General features: G+C 43.3%; 13 protein-coding genes. 1 reads left to right on the forward strand and 12 read right to left on the reverse strand.

Going from position 1 to position 15,111, the window contains the following annotated elements; all coding sequences use genetic code 11:
- Positions 1 to 30 precede the first annotated feature (30 nt).
- Positions 31 to 966, reverse strand: coding sequence for a phosphate ABC transporter substrate-binding protein PstS family protein (locus tag NYE35_RS17205; RefSeq protein WP_076126671.1), 936 nt, complete (start codon positions 964 to 966; stop codon positions 31 to 33).
- A gap of 328 nt (positions 967 to 1,294) precedes the next feature.
- Here NYE35_RS17205 and NYE35_RS17210 point away from each other — a divergent pair, with 328 nt between their 5' ends.
- The gene (locus NYE35_RS17210) at positions 1,295 to 2,185 is read left to right on the forward strand and encodes a LysR family transcriptional regulator (RefSeq protein WP_036687523.1); all 891 of its coding nucleotides are present in this window, start codon (positions 1,295 to 1,297) and stop codon (positions 2,183 to 2,185) included.
- A gap of 54 nt (positions 2,186 to 2,239) precedes the next feature.
- Here NYE35_RS17210 and NYE35_RS17215 read toward each other — a convergent pair whose 3' ends face one another.
- From NYE35_RS17215 to NYE35_RS17265, 11 genes are all read right to left on the reverse strand, one after another.
- A complete protein-coding gene (locus NYE35_RS17215) occupies positions 2,240 to 3,229 on the reverse strand; it encodes a substrate-binding domain-containing protein (protein ID WP_036687526.1) in 990 nt (329 codons plus the stop codon).
- The gene (locus NYE35_RS17220; protein WP_341121768.1) at positions 3,226 to 5,010 is read right to left on the reverse strand and encodes a cache domain-containing sensor histidine kinase; all 1,785 of its coding nucleotides are present in this window, start codon (positions 5,008 to 5,010) and stop codon (positions 3,226 to 3,228) included. Before NYE35_RS17220 ends, NYE35_RS17215 begins: the two co-directional genes overlap by 4 nt.
- Positions 5,007 to 6,617: a response regulator gene (locus NYE35_RS17225; RefSeq protein ID WP_094900671.1), complete on the reverse strand. Its 1,611-nt coding sequence runs from the start codon at positions 6,615 to 6,617 to the stop codon at positions 5,007 to 5,009. The genes NYE35_RS17220 and NYE35_RS17225 overlap by 4 nt, the downstream gene beginning before the upstream one ends.
- 80 nt (positions 6,618 to 6,697) lie before the next feature.
- Entirely contained in the window at positions 6,698 to 7,678 is a 981-nt protein-coding gene (locus NYE35_RS17230; protein WP_094900669.1) for an ABC transporter substrate-binding protein, read from the reverse strand.
- A gap of 60 nt (positions 7,679 to 7,738) precedes the next feature.
- The gene (locus NYE35_RS17235) at positions 7,739 to 8,731 is read right to left on the reverse strand and encodes an ABC transporter permease (protein ID WP_051491519.1); all 993 of its coding nucleotides are present in this window, start codon (positions 8,729 to 8,731) and stop codon (positions 7,739 to 7,741) included.
- Positions 8,732 to 8,763: 32 nt separating this feature from the next.
- Positions 8,764 to 10,263 (reverse strand): sugar ABC transporter ATP-binding protein, encoded by a 1,500-nt coding sequence (locus tag NYE35_RS17240; protein WP_094900667.1) that lies wholly within the window; start codon positions 10,261 to 10,263, stop codon positions 8,764 to 8,766.
- Positions 10,264 to 10,486: 223 nt separating this feature from the next.
- Positions 10,487 to 11,332: a class I SAM-dependent methyltransferase gene (locus NYE35_RS17245; protein WP_076106768.1), complete on the reverse strand. Its 846-nt coding sequence runs from the start codon at positions 11,330 to 11,332 to the stop codon at positions 10,487 to 10,489.
- Between the two features lie 32 nt (positions 11,333 to 11,364).
- Positions 11,365 to 12,279 carry a DMT family transporter gene (locus NYE35_RS17250; RefSeq protein ID WP_176462518.1) on the reverse strand — a complete coding sequence of 305 codons (915 nt, stop codon included), beginning with the start codon at positions 12,277 to 12,279 and terminating at the stop codon, positions 11,365 to 11,367.
- A gap of 142 nt (positions 12,280 to 12,421) precedes the next feature.
- Complete coding sequence (locus NYE35_RS17255; protein ID WP_076142193.1) at positions 12,422 to 13,558, reverse strand: zinc-dependent alcohol dehydrogenase; 1,137 nt, start codon at positions 13,556 to 13,558, stop codon at positions 12,422 to 12,424.
- An 81-nt stretch (positions 13,559 to 13,639) separates the two neighbouring features.
- Positions 13,640 to 14,458: a VanW family protein gene (locus tag NYE35_RS17260; protein ID WP_076142194.1), complete on the reverse strand. Its 819-nt coding sequence runs from the start codon at positions 14,456 to 14,458 to the stop codon at positions 13,640 to 13,642.
- A complete protein-coding gene (locus tag NYE35_RS17265) occupies positions 14,459 to 14,980 on the reverse strand; it encodes a cysteine hydrolase family protein (protein WP_036687540.1) in 522 nt (173 codons plus the stop codon). It lies immediately after the preceding gene.
- Positions 14,981 to 15,111: the final 131 nt, after the last annotated feature.

Genomic DNA, 15,111 nt, shown 5'->3' on the forward strand with positions numbered 1-15,111 from the left:
TTCTAATCAATAACATTGCCTAGAATTAAATTACTTAGCGGTAACAGTTCCTGCAACGTCGCGAACAACTTGCATTTTAACAGCTGGGATGTATCCAAGTTCAACAACTTCACCAGTTTGCACTTCGTCAGTTAAGAAAAAGTCGAGGAATGCTTTTACTGTTGCGTTAGGTTCACCATTTGTGTACATATGCTCGTAAGCCCAAACTGGGTATTTACCAGAAACAACATTATCAACAGATGCTTCCACACCGTCAAGACTAAGTGTTTTAATGGAATCATCCAGGTAAGAAAGAGCAAGGTATCCGATTGCCCCTGGAGTTTCACCGATCATTTTCTTAACCGTACCGGAGGAATCTTCTTGAATCGAACCTGGGATATCTTCTGTTTTGGTTCCAAGTGCAAAGCTTTCAAAGGTTGCACGAGTACCGGAGCTGCCTGGACGGTTGATGATTTGGATTTTTTGATCCGCTCCGCCTACTTCAGACCAGTTAGTGATTTTACCAGTGAAAATGTCCACCAGTTGTTGTTTAGTTAAGCTATCCACACCAGCATCAGGATGAGATACTGCTGCGATCGCTACTACTGCTACTTGATGATCTACGAGTGCTGCTGCTTTTTCTGCATCTGCATCTTTTAATTTTTCTTCTGCGAATACGTCAGAGTTTCCGATATCTACTTGTTTCTCAGCTACTTGAGTAAGACCAGTACCACTGCCACCGCCTTGAACTTGAATGTCCACGCCAGTGTTTTTATCCATGAAATTCTCTGCTACCAGCTCAACCAAGGGTTGTAATGCTGTTGAACCAGAAGCCAGAATCGAACCACTTATTTCAGCGCCGCCGCTTCCTTCGTTAGTTGCTGCAGCGTTTCCTCCTGTGTTGTTTGCCCCGCCGTTACCGCAAGCCGATAGTGCCAGTACGCTTGTTAAAGCCAAAGTCATGATCCATGATTTTTTGAATTGCATTGTTTTGTCTCCTCCTAAATGGTTTGTTAGCATGGCTCCCTGGTCAGTTCATACCAAACTGGCTTCGAAAGCTTTAACATGGTGTTGTGGAGCTTGGCCCCCATATGCATGGTTACTGTAAAAGTTCATCAAACGCATATGTTATATGTTGTCCGGGACTTCTTGGCCCCTCTGACTCTTCTTATTCTAGAGCTCGTTCGTTAGAGAAACTTCTTATCTTTGTAAAGTGAACGAAAAAAATACCAATATAAAGTGTATATCTGTATAGATATAATCTATAATGGAGATATAATTTGTAATCCAACTTAGCATTATGTGGAGGAAAGTCATGAATATTATGAAATTGAACATCGTAGTTCTAATTGAAAAATATAAAAAGGTAACCGATGTAGCCGCAGAATTAGGCCTTAAACAGCCTACTGTTTCTTTTCATATGAAGAATCTGGAGGCTGAGCTCGGAACCCCTCTATTTCTTTACCGCAGCGGAAGAGTGCTGCTTACGGATGCTGGGCGAGCCCTTTATCAATACGCCCTCAAAATCGTTTCCCTCACAGCAGAAGCTGAGCGTACAGTCAAACAATTTTCTTCTCCCTCAAAAGGAACATTAGAGCTGGAAGCCAGTTTTATTCCTGCAACTTATATTTTACCTAATGTGTTAATCCAATTCATGAAACTCTATCCGGGGATTAACAACTCCTTGACGGTTCAAAGCGATGCTTTGTTACGTGAACGTCTCCGTAGTCGGGATATTCAGATGGCCATTTTACATACCTCGGATTGGCAGGACGAATCTTTTGATTTTCAGCTTATTGTCCGTGATGAACCTGTCCTAATTTTTGCACCTGGTCATCCATTTGAAGACCTAAAGAAATTAACACCTGAACTAATTGCCAATGAGCCGTGGATTCAGCATGAGCAAGGATCTTGTTTACGAGGGTATGCCGATCAATGGGCACAATTCAATCAAATCCGTTTATGGAACCGATCCGAGTTGAATTCTCCAGAAGTGATTAAGCAGCTAGTTAGCGGGAGTGACTGTGTTGGCATATGTTCTAAAGCGGCTGTTAAAGCTGAGATTGAGCTAGGCAAGCTTAGCTATGCCAACCTGCCAGGGATTTTGCCTGAAAGCGGCGGGTTTGTGCTCGGCTGGCGTAAAGATCATATTTTAACACCGTTGCAGCAATCCTTTGTTGAAATAGTAACGACTCTTGATCTTTAAAAAAACAAGGAAGCTTCTAAAGCCGCAAACGGTTTTAGAAGCTTCCTTGTTCATTTATTCTATAAAAGGAAACATTAATTTCTCATTTTCACTTAAATACATATTCTCCTTCGTGATGACCACGGAGCCTGTGTCTATTATCTGTTCCACTTCCTCACCCTCAACAGCTTCAATCGCCGTCTTCACAGCTAAGTACCCCATATTAAAAGGCTTCTGCATGACCGTGCCAAGCAAAATCCCTTTTTCGAGGAGCTTCACCTCATTGCTAGAATTGTCGAACCCAAACAATTTCACTTTGTCCTGAAATCCCATATCCATAATCGCCTCCCCAGCACCTAGTGTAGAAGGTTCATTAAGACCGATTATTCCCTTTAAATTTGGCTCGTCCTTTAGCAAATCAATAGTTAACTGATACGCTTTTCGCACGGAACCATCACTGTATAATGTAGGCTGCACATCATGAACTCCATTTTCTAAAAGGGCGTCACGAGCTCCTCTTTCCCTCTCTATTGCTGTCGCAGAGCCTTGTACAAAGTTAACGATGGCGACTTTATCCTCTGGATCGATATATTTTCTTAACTCCTGCCCTGCCTTACGTCCTGCTTCATAATTATCCGTAGCAATAAAACTCTCTGATACACCACCGCTCAAGCCCGAATCTACAGTAATAAGCGTAATGCCAGCTGATTTGATCTTTTCCGCGATTGGAATGAGGCGATAATAATCCGTAGCAGATAAAATAATGGCGTCAGGCTTCTCCTTAATTGCTTGCTCCAACAGTTCTATTTGTTGATCTACATCAAGCTCTGTATCCGTTCCAACCGTGCGAACCTCTGCACCGAACTCCTTAGCCGCTGTTGCCACACCTTGTTTCATCACTTCCCAGAATTCAATACTGCTGTCGATAGTCTTGGGCACATAAATAATGGTCCTAACCTTTGCGTCAAGCTCATTTGCAAACATACGATAGGCTAATGAACCCAAAGTAACAATGAAGAGCAGCAACAGAGTATACAGGCCAATTTTTGACCGTAATGCGCTCATTGACTCTCCTCCTCATAAATTACAGGTATTCGTAAAGTGGCCGTCGTTCCTTCCTCCATCTCGCTTGTAAAAGACAAACCGTATTTCACACCGAAATACAGCTGGACACGATGGTTCACATTTGCGACACCTACACCGCTGCCAGTCTTGAAATCTGATTTTTGCAGCAGTACCTTACCCATCTGCTCTTCATCCATCCCAATACCGTCATCAATGATCTGTACGATAATATCGTTCTGTTCTTGTCTTGCCCGGATCAGAATGTGCCCTTGCTCAGGATTATGTTTTATGCCGTGATAGATCGCATTTTCAACCAAAGGCTGAAGTACCATTTTTAAAATGCTGCAGGTTAGGATATCTTCTTGTACCTCTATGGAATAAGTGAATTTATTACGATAACGCATGTTCTGAATCGTTAAATAGTGCCGAATATGCTCTAATTCTTTGGCCAGCGGAATCAATTCCTCACCCTCACCAATTGTTGAACGGAGCAGCTTGGATAGAGATGAAGTCATCTCCACCACTTCCTCCATCTTTCCTGTCTCTGCCATCCAAATAATCGAATCAAGTGTATTGTACAAAAAGTGAGGTTTAATCTGCGCTTGCAGCGCCTTCAGTTCACTGACACGCTTCATCTCTTGCTCCAAGACGATCTGCCCCATTAACTCTTTAATCTTCATGATCATAAGATTAAACGTACGAGCAAGCTTGCCGATTTCATTCGTGCTCTCAATCTCTACGCGTATGTCGAACTCTCCACGTTCCGCTTTTTTCATATTCAGCTCCAAATTCTTCAGCGGTTTGGTCAGTGCGTACGAGAGAAATATCGATATAGCCATAGCAAAAATCAAACTAATTGCTCCCCATAAGGCGGCGGTTCCTTGCATACGTTGCTTGTTCGCGACCAAATCATCCGGATAAGTGACTCCAACTATTTTCCAGCCAAAGCTGGTAGTGTCCACAGTGTACAGTTTCTGGTCATTCCCCGTGTTAACCGTAACAGATCCACTCTTGATCCCAAGGACCGTCTCCAATTGTTCGAACTTGAGCTGGGAGTAGATCAACTGCTGTTGTGGATGATAGACAAGGCTGCCTGCGGGATCGACAATAAAAACATAACCGCGCTTTCCCAGTTCGATTTGTTTACATAGATTATTAATTACACTGTAATTGAGATCTACGAGCAGTACACCTTGTTGATCCGCTTCCGTCATAGCATTCGCATTCGTGAGTTTTCGGCTGATCGAGACTACCCACCGGTATTCATCTTGAAAGATGTGCTGCACATGTGAGGAAGAAACTGCAACGTCAAGTTGATTCATAGCTTTTTGATACCAATCTTGAGCTATTAGTTCAGGAAGCGGTTTCAAAACAGCATGCTGTCGATCCGAAACAGTCATGCCATCTGAGTCTGCATATAATATAGAGGAAATATCCGAGCGGGATTGAACGACTGACCGGAGATAATGACTGGCAAGCAGTTTATTCTTAAGCGCTTCTTCTTCATCTAATTTCGAGCCTTTTATATATTTCTCTAGATCACTGCTAGTTAACACCAGAGCAGCTATGCTCTCCATATTGCCAATGTAATTCTCGATATTCAGTTTTACTTGTTCTATTAATTGTGAAGTGTAGGCTACAGAATTGCCCTTGACCGCGGCTGAGGACAGGCGATAGGAAGTATAACTCAGGACAATAGTTGTGCAGAGGATAAGAAGTGAAAAGGAGACAGCAATATTAGTATGAATACTTCGGCTGCGGAAAAAGCGCTGTGATCTCATAGAGAGAGATTCTCCTTCTGCCGGTGTCGATATTCCTTCGGTGTGCTTCCTACATTACGTTTGAAAATAACACTAAAATACTGTGGATCAGCATAACCAACTCTGGCAGCGATATCATATGTCTTCAACTGTGTGACCGTAAGGAGTTCTTTTGCTTTTTCCAAACGGAGTCGAGTCAGATATTCTATAAATGTTTCTCCGGTATGCTGTTTAAAAGTTGCACTGAAATAACTGATGCTCATAAAAATATGGCTACACAGCTCATTGAGTGAAAAGCTGTCATTACAATAATTCTCGCGAATATAAGCTTCTGCGGCTTGCATCTGAGAAGTCCGAACCGTTGTTCTCTGTTCCGATAGTTTAAGTATCAGCTCATGGCAAGTCCTCTCCAGATAATTTCTAGCTTCATCTAAAGTCTTAAGCGCAGCAACCTCTGCAAACATATTATGCGAAACAACTACTGTATTTGGGAAGCCGATGTCGACCACATAATTCATCAAAGAAACCAGCAGCTGATAGATGCTGCTACGGCAGCCTTCTATAGAGGAGGTATTACTTTTAAGCTCCTGAAACCACTTCAATAGAATTTCCGATACAGCAGAAGCTTTACCTGTCTTTAAAGCGGATATGAATTGCTTTTCCCATGAGGTGAAATGCGCCTGATCCAATCCCTTGCCAAACTCAAGATCCTGTATGGAGATAACTTTATCTATGCCTAAAAGGTAACGATATTCTATGGAGGAGACCGCTTCTTGGAAGGATAGTGGAATTTGTTGCAAAGTATTATATTTTCTACCGATGCCTATGGTTGATGACAGCTTTAAATATTTATTTAAGCTACTCTGGACTTGCTCTGCAAGAAGCTGCGTTGCTACTTCTAACGTCTCTGAACTGCCGGATCTTATCGCAGCGATTTTTCCATCTCTCGTCTGGAATACCACTCCGTCTTGCTCTTTCTCAAGCTGCTCCTGAACAATGTTAAAGGCTCCGAAACGCAGTAGCTCTGCATCAAAAGCTAGGTCCTGGCTTCGTTTCTCAAGTTCTATATCTATAACGAGCGCAAGGTACACTTGACCCTGTAACTGAATATGAAAATAACTCAATTTATTCTCGATTTCTTCGCTTTTCATTCGAGTAGTTACCAGCTGCTCCAAGAATCGTTCCCGCAGCAATGGAAGACTCTGATTAAGTTGCATACGAAGCTTAACTAAATTCGCTTTTTGTAGATGCTCTTCATCTAAATCCTGCTTCATCTTACTTAGAAATCCAGCAAACTCACGTGCATTAATCGGTTTTAATAAGTACTCAGTCACCTTCAGTGTTATGGCCTGCTTCGCATATTCGAAGTCTTCATATCCAGTGACGATAATGACCTTCATATCCCGGTACCTATCCATCACAGCTTTGGCCAATCCCAGTCCATCCATAAAAGGCATACAAATATCAGTAATAATTACGTCAGGCCGATGCTGCTCGATCGCTTCCAGCGCATCTCTGCCATTATCGAAATCACCAACCAGCTCAAACCCATATTTACTCCATGTAATCTTCTGTTTGATCCCTTCGCGAACCTCATCTTCATCATCAACCAGAATTATCTTATACATCCAACACCTCCACAACTTTAAACTTATCAGCATAAGCATAATAGAGGCCGCCTGCGTGAGGCAACCTCTATTATTAAACTCTATTCGTATAGTAGAGGTTTGATCTCATCGGAATCCATATTGTTTTTATCATACCAGTGGAACCCCGTGTCGATGTTCTTTTCAACCGCTTCCCCTTTAATCGCTTGCACAGCTGCCTTCACAGCTTGATAGCCAATACCAATGGGGTCTTGTGTAACAGCGCCAGCCACAACACCACTGCGGATAGCATCCATCAACTGCTTGCCAGAGTCAAAGCCGACGACTACGATCTTACCATTCATTTGCAATTCATTTACTGCATTAGCCACACCTACAGCAGAACCTTCGTTAGAGCCATAGATTCCTTTCAGATCCGGATTTGCCTGCATCATCGCTTTCGCAAGGTCTGTGGACTTTAACTGATCTCCACCCCCATATTGCGGCTCTAACACTTGAATATCCGGATATTTTGCTTTCATTTGTTCCAAGAAGCCATCGCGACGCTGTTGCCCTGTGCTGCTCGTTTGGTCATGTATGACAAGGCCCACTTTACCTTTCTTGCCAATCAGTTCAGCCATTTTATCTGCGGCCAAAGCAGCTGCTGCTTTATTGTTAGTCGCTGCTGTTGCTACAGGGATATCACTGTCTACACCAGAGTCGAAGCCGATGATCGGAATCTTATTTTCCTTTGCCTTTTCTAGATAAGGAATCGCAGCCTTGCTGTCTAGTGCGGCTAGCGCAATTGCTGCTGGCTTCTTGTCGAGAGCTGTTTGCAGCATCTCAATTTGTTTATCCACCTGACTCTCATTTTCTGGACCTTCGAAGGTAATCTCAACATCAAACTCCTTAGCAGCTTTCTCCGCTCCTTGCTTTACCGCTTGCCAGAATTGATGCTGGAACCCTTTTGATATGACTGGAATGTATAGTTTGTCTGAACCGGATGCACTCTTGTTACTATCATTGTTGTTACATGCACTCAGCAAAGTAGTGACTAACAATAGACTGGCAAGCATGATAAACCCTCTACGACGCAGTTTCATTTGAATCTTCCCCCTCGTCATTTGCTTTGTATATCACTCCGGATGGAGATCATACCAAGTTTATTGCTTACGGCGGCGTAGAATATCAGCGTAAACCGCAATGATGATTACAACACCGACAATAACCGTCCGCCATTCCTGAGCCACGGACATAATCTGCAAGCCATTCGTCAGCACACTCATAATCAGTGCGCCAATAATCGTGCCTAGAATAGAACCTACACCTCCACTTAAGGAAGTTCCGCCAATGACCACTGCCGCAATAGCCTCTAGTTCATAGCCAGTGCCTAGTGATGGCTGAGCTGAATTCAGACGTGAGGCCATCAGGATACCTGCGATTCCGCTAAAGATTCCTGTAATGGAATAGATAATAATCTTCCATTTGACTGTGTTCACACCTGATAAGCGAGTGGCTTCTTCATTACTGCCAAGCGCGAAGTTGTAACGCCCAATAATCGTCTTAGACAAGATTATGCTTGCGATCATACCGAGTAATAAGAAGATAACGATGGTGTTGGGTATACCGGGGATCATTTTACCCATGGCGATCTTGGCAAAGATCGGATCATCGTTGAAATAAATGGGTTTGGCTCCTGTGATGACAAGCGACAAGCCTTTGGTGACCATCATAATCGCCAGAGTGGCGATGAAGGGTGGGATGTTCATCTTCGCCACCATCAAACCGCTGATGAAGCCGCACAATGCTCCAGCCAGAATCCCACCTACAATACCTAGCGGGACGGGCAAACCCCAGAAGGTAATAATGACTCCAACCATAACAGATGAGAATGTCATTACAGTACCCAGAGCAAGGTCGATGCCGCCCGTAATAATAACAAAGGTAGCTCCAAGCGCTAATACCCCAATTACAGCTGTAGAAACTAGAATTCCGACAAGATTTGAGAACTGAAAAAAGTTGCTGGAAGATAAAGAGAATACGATGACCAATATGATCAGACTGGCAAATGCCAATAATTTTTGTTTGAATCCGGATTGCCCTCCCGTTTGCTTCATACCCGCTGGCTGACTAATCTCTTTATCCGCGATCTTCATAGCCCTGACACCTCCGGTTAACTCTTGAACAGTTATGAACGTTTGGTCGCATATTTCATAATCGCCTCCTGCGATGCTTCTTCTGCGGGGAGTTCTCCTGTTATACGCCCTTCACACATAATGATAATCCGGTGGCTCATTCTTAGAATCTCAGGAAGATCTGAAGAAATGATAATGATCGCCTTCCCTTGACTCGCAAGCTGATCCAGCAGCTTATAAATTTCACTTTTCGCGCCTACATCAATACCTCGTGTAGGCTCATCGAAGATGAGTACATCACAGTCTCTAGTCAACCACTTGCCGATGACCACTTTCTGCTGATTACCTCCGGACAGAAACTTAACCTTTTGACCTACACTTGGAGTTTTGGTGGCTAGCGCTTCAACATGCTGCTCCGCTGAGCTTCGCATCTCCCGCTCCTTCATCCAGCCAAATGAATTACGGAATTTATAAAAGGAGGCAATCGCATTATTCATGCTGATATCCATATCCACAAGCAGTCCGAAACGTTTACGGTCTTCGGACAAATACCCAATACCATGCTGTACCGCTTGATGTGGCTGACGTATACGAACCGATTTTCCATGGAGCATAATTTCACCCTCATCGATGGGATCGGCACCAAATACGGCACGAACAACCTCGGTACGTCCAGCTCCCATTAAACCAGCGAAGCCCAAAATCTCACCTTTATACAGATGAAAGCTAATATCCTTGAACGCATGCCCTCTAGAAAGCTTCCGAACTTCTAAGACAACTTGCTGAGTCTGTTTCGCAATCGTTGGTTTCGACGTTTGATATAATTCACGTCCAACCATCATGCTGATGATCTGATCAATCGTTATTGAATCGGTACGAACGGTATCAACATAACAACCATCGCGCATAACTGTAATGCGGTCTGTAATTCGCTTCAATTCATCCATGCGGTGAGAGATATAAATAATTCCCACACCTTTATCTCGTAGCTGCTCAATCATTCGAAATAACTCGTTAATTTCTGTATCTGTTAACGCGGCGGTTGGTTCATCCATGATCAATACCTCGGCTTGGAAAGACAAGGCTTTAGCGATTTCAACCATTTGCTGATTAGCAACGGTCAGGTCTGATACCAAAACTCTGGGATCCAGCTTCAGATTCATTTGATCAAACAGTACCTGAACTTTTCGGTTCATCTCCACATCATCAACGAACCATTTCAGACCTTTTCGCGGCTCTCGTCCAATGTAAATGTTCTGGGCGACCGTAAGATGAGGCATTAAATTCAATTCCTGATGGATGATACTAATTCCAAGCTCCTGTGCTTCACGGGTATTAACAATCTCCACTTCATTTCCCTTGTACCACATTTGACCAGTATCCTTGGAATAGACACCTGTCGCAATCTTCATAAGGGTAGACTTGCCAGCGCCATTTTCTCCTACTAACGCATGAACTTCCCCACGCTTCAGCTCAAATTGACATTCATTCAAAGCATGAACACCTGGGAAAAACTTGTTGATTCCCTCCATACGAAGCAACACTTCGTTCATTTTGATATCCACCTCAAATTCTTTGAGAATGCATTAACCCTTAAAGTAATCGCTTTCAATCCGGAATGTAAAATCATTGTATTCCCTATAAGTTGCCATTGTAATGGAATAATCTCCGTAAAAAAGTTTAAAATTTTATGTTTTACACAAAAAAAACTGAACCGAGAGCACCTCAGTTCAGCACAAATGTTATACCCTAAAAATCACATGTCTGCGAACCCTCCTACAGGCTTGCGCCATTTCCAGCCACCAATGTGAAGGTCTTAGGAATTCCCTTATCATACACGTCGGAAGATAGATTAGGTTCTTCTACTAATTGGCGGATCACTAGTCCGCTATTAGCTGCTGCGGTTACAATTTCTCCGAGTGTCCAGCGGCGCCAATACACAACACTATGCTCTTGTTCACCTGCTGGTTTACCTGTGGAAGGCAAATACTTGGAATAGGATACCTTTTTCTCTTCCAATGATGAGTCAAAATAATCTCCGTTTACTTTGTGTTTGCGTACCTTCGCAGTAGATCCCTTCGAGGAAATAAGCTTGGTCGTTACCGGATGAAAATCGCGGAGTACAAATACGCCTCCAGGAGAAAGCAATCGGCGAGCTGTTTCCATGAATAGTGTAAGGTTGGTAAAGTAATGAACAATTCCTAACTCCGCGAAGACGATGTCATATGAACCATCAAGGACGTCTTCTGGCAGCTTAAGAATATCTGAGACGATATAGGTTAGTGGTACCCCTGCTTCTTGGGCAAGATCAGCCGCATATCGCGCATTGGCTTCCGAGAAGTCAGCAACCGTTACTTCCGCACCTAGTAATGAGAGTGCCACGGCCTTCATTCCGTTTGAGCCCATTAAATTCATCATTTTCTTCCCCTTCACCTCTCCAAAAAAAGAAAGGAGCGGGTAAAGCTTTGCACTTGGTTCCTTTATTAATTTTGCAGCTGCTTCTGACGGTGTACCAAACCGAGTTACCCAAGCGGTATAAGTATCTTCGTTCCATAGTTCTTCGCTTGTTGGCACAGCGTTTTTTTCTGCCTGATTATTTGAATATTGATTCTGCTCTTCCATCCATTGCTACCCCTTTATGTGTAAAATATCTGTTATGAAGCATTCTGAATGGCATCAGCCATCCGGATAGTTTTCCTTCTTCCCGCGTACAAATATACTGCGAGTCCAATCATAACGAGCAGCCCACCTGCCCATTGTAAGGTTGTTAGCTGTTCACCCAAGAGTAAATACGCTAAGATACTGGCACCCACTGGTTCTCCTAAAATGTTCATTGAAACCGTAGTCGCAGATACATATTGTAGTAACCAATTAAACAAAATATGGCCAAACACCGTTGGCACCACTGCTAACAATACAAAGATTCCCCATTCCTTGGCCGGATAATTAAAAAAGGAAATCCCCATGAACAGATTGTATACGGCGAACACGCCAGCGGCTGACAAGAAGACAATCAAGCTATATAAATAAGAGGGCATGCGCACCACTAGCTTTTGACCGATCAGCATATGTACAGCTACCGCGACAGTGCCTCCGACCGATAATAGATCACCTTTAAGATTATCTGCAGAGATTCCAATATCACCCCAGCCGATAAACACGACACCGCCAATTGCAATGCCAAGCCCTAGAATAGCAGACAGAGCTGTCTTTTCCTTATACAAAAAATAAACACCCAGCATAATAAATACAGGCTCCAGCGCCATGATCATTGTTGAACTAGCTACCGAAGTATACTTTAATGATCCCATCCATAGCAAAAAATGCAGCGCAAGCATTGCGCCTGAAAGGATGAGCATTAGCCAGTCTTTTTTACTTAGAGCAAAAGCAGCTCCACTATAGGGTCTTGCAAAAGGCAGCATCAGCAGTGAGGTAAATAATAATCTGTACATGCCTTGTATAGATGCAGGTGCATCAGACCATTTAATAAAAATGGCGGAAAAAGAGATGGCCACAATCCCTATCAACATTAATAGTGGAATCGGAAGTGGCGGTTTTTTAAGTTTCACATGTTACGCGTCCTTTCAATATCTTAAGTCACTTATGTTAATTTAACGCAGACCGTGAAAAAATGCATCTTTTTTCATAAGATTTCACTAAAAAAAGCACAAGCAATGTCATTTCTGACGAAAGCTCATGCTTCTTAAAAGGCTAGGGCTTCAGAACAACCTTGATGCAATCTTCTTTTTTCTCACTAAAAACGTCATAGCCATGCTCCGCTTTACTAATTGGCAGGCGATGCGTAATGATATCTGTAGGATCAAATTTATTTTCTTTAATCATCTTATACAGCAACGGCATATAGTGAATCACCGGCGCTTGTCCCATCTTTAATGTGATGTTTCGTTCAAATAGCTGACCCAGCGGGAACATATTGTAATTAAGTCCATAGACCCCTACAAGCTGGATGGTTCCGAATTTACGTACGATATCCGCGGCCATTCTGAATGCACTGAGCGAGCCCCCTTGCAGCTTCAGAACCGTTTCCACTTTCTCCAAGGCAGATATTTTGGCATCTAGACCCACACAGTCAATAACCACATCTGCGCCCCCATGAGTGATCTCCTTCAAATGAGCCCCAATGTCCTTGATCTCTTCGAAGTTATAAACTTCAACATTATTGGTCAACTTCGCATGTTGCAATCGGTAGCCGATATGGTCAACAGCAATGACTCTAGAGGCTCCTTTGATCCAGGCAAACTTTTGAGTTAGCAGTCCCACGGGCCCGCAGCCGAGAACAATGACCGTATCTCCCGGCTTCACTCCCCCGCTTTCTACTCCCCACCAAGCAGTAGGCACAATATCAGATAAGAAAAGAATTTTCTCATCTTCCATTTCTGCATCCTCCGGAACTACAAAAGGCCCAAAATTACCATATGGTACCCGCAGCAATTCAGCTTGTCCGCCAGCAAAACCGCCATAAGTATCGGAATAACCAAGATAACCGCCTGTGTCCTTGGCGTCATTAGCATTGTCGCATTGGCTCTCCATCTCATGCTGGCAGAAAAAACACTGCCCACAGGCGACATTAAAGGGGATGATGACTCGGTCACCTTTTTTGACTCTAGTTACGTCAGGTCCCACTTCCTCAACAATCCCCATCGGCTCATGACCAATAACATAATCATCATGCATACCTGGAATTTCTCCGTTATAAATGTGCAGATCCGAGCCACAAATCGCCGTAGTGGTAATCCGAACAAGAATGTCATCTTTTTTCTCAAGCTTCGGATCAGCTACTTCTTTAACTTCCACTTTTTTCTTCCCTTGGTAGGTTAGTGCTTTCATGCTGTTAATCCGCTCCTTTGGAGATGGTCTAGAGATATAACGATCATACCTTTCTATGTTATATCCCTAAGCCCTAACCTCTTATCCATGAAGAAGCGGAGAATACATCATCAGTGCGTAATTATCAGTTACAGCTTCATCTCCAATTAGATCTCCAGATCGGGTATATACTTTTCGACTGATCTTATTACTGCGTATATATCCGCCCCAAGGCTCTAGACTAATCCTATGATCACTTTCGTATACTTCATAATCATAAAGCGCCTGCTCATTGCATCTCCATTCCCCGTGTAAATGGCTATCGTCCAGCCAGAGCTTTAGTTGATACGTTTGAGCGGTGTTATTTTTCAATTGAAGATCCAAATAGTTATAAGAACAGGTCGCCCCGCTTCCAAAAGGTTGTGTACGTTGTTCATCTGGAAATACATCATAGCTGTGACGATGCCGTTCCATAACGGTAAGTGGTGTGTGCAGTGCCATCCAATAGATCAGATTAGACAACTGGCATAAGCCTCCTCCAACCCCGGAATGAAAACCACCATAATGCAGCACCATACCCTCCAGATACCCTTTTCGTTTAGTGGGCTTACCAATACTTCTCCAGTAGGAAAAAGTCTCCCCCGGCTGCACAACAAGTCCATCCAGCTTCGCAATTGCCAGCCGTAAGTTAGTAATTTTATTGTATTGAAGCAGCATATCTACATTCCGAAGACTTCTTAATAACGGGGTAGCATGAGTCATAGCTGCATAAGATAATGTTTCATCCGTACGCTGCTTCGCTATTTTGCTTCGTCCAGTGTACCATTTCAAATATCTTTTCCAAATAAAATATCGTTTGCCAGCAAACAATCTAAGGCGAGAACGCTGAATAGGCTTCATGGCAGCCTGGGGTGTATTCATCTAGAACTGAACCTCGCTTTCAGCTCGTAACTGGGCGAATCTACCTCCAATTATCGCATTATGATGCTTAACGATCTCCCTACTACTCAGAACCCCATTATCAAAGGTGCTATGAGCATCTGAAACCAGTACACTTTTATATCCCATGCTGTATGCGCGTCTTATTGTCGTATCCAGACAGAATTCACTTTGCATCCCACAGATCACCAGATTCGTGATCCCGAGCTTTTGGAGTTCATCTTGCAATTCCGTTCGGTGAAAAGCATCCCAAGTAGGCTTCTCAACGATAACTTCGCCTTCCTGCGGTGTGATGCGGTGACTGATCTGCCAAGTGGGTGTACCTTTTGTGTACTCCTCATCTTCGGTATGTTGAATATACACAATAGGAGTACCTGCTAATCGAGCTTTTTGCTGAAGGGAGACAATCCTGTCCATCACACCCTCTTCATCGTACAGCTTTAGTTCATAGGAGAACATGGCTTCTTGAACATCGATAATTAATAATGCTGTTGATTGTTCCAAATGAATAACCTCCAAGAGCTTTTTTCAAAATCATACCAGAAACTGGGACAGACTATCTACCTACTAGAAGTTACAAATGTTAAAAATAAAAACCGAGCATCTGTAAGCAGATACCCGGACGATTTCATCAA

Origin of the sequence: Paenibacillus sp. FSL L8-0494, assembly GCF_038003695.1 — a bacterium.
GTDB classification, from domain to species: Bacteria; Bacillota; Bacilli; order Paenibacillales; family Paenibacillaceae; genus Paenibacillus_AQ; species Paenibacillus_AQ odorifer.

Coding starts and splice junctions, on each gene's coding strand:
- NYE35_RS17205 (WP_076126671.1), bottom strand. CDS start 966: ATGCAATTCAAAAAATCATGGATCATGACTTTGGCTTTAACAAGCGTA.
- NYE35_RS17210 (WP_036687523.1), top strand. CDS start 1,295: ATGAATATTATGAAATTGAACATCGTAGTTCTAATTGAAAAATATAAA.
- NYE35_RS17215 (WP_036687526.1), bottom strand. CDS start 3,229: ATGAGCGCATTACGGTCAAAAATTGGCCTGTATACTCTGTTGCTGCTC.
- NYE35_RS17220 (WP_341121768.1), bottom strand. CDS start 5,010: ATGAGATCACAGCGCTTTTTCCGCAGCCGAAGTATTCATACTAATATT.
- NYE35_RS17225 (WP_094900671.1), bottom strand. CDS start 6,617: ATGTATAAGATAATTCTGGTTGATGATGAAGATGAGGTTCGCGAAGGG.
- NYE35_RS17230 (WP_094900669.1), bottom strand. CDS start 7,678: ATGAAACTGCGTCGTAGAGGGTTTATCATGCTTGCCAGTCTATTGTTA.
- NYE35_RS17235 (WP_051491519.1), bottom strand. CDS start 8,731: ATGAAGATCGCGGATAAAGAGATTAGTCAGCCAGCGGGTATGAAGCAA.
- NYE35_RS17240 (WP_094900667.1), bottom strand. CDS start 10,263: ATGAACGAAGTGTTGCTTCGTATGGAGGGAATCAACAAGTTTTTCCCA.
- NYE35_RS17245 (WP_076106768.1), bottom strand. CDS start 11,332: ATGGAAGAGCAGAATCAATATTCAAATAATCAGGCAGAAAAAAACGCT.
- NYE35_RS17255 (WP_076142193.1), bottom strand. CDS start 13,558: ATGAAAGCACTAACCTACCAAGGGAAGAAAAAAGTGGAAGTTAAAGAA.
- NYE35_RS17260 (WP_076142194.1), bottom strand. CDS start 14,458: ATGAATACACCCCAGGCTGCCATGAAGCCTATTCAGCGTTCTCGCCTT.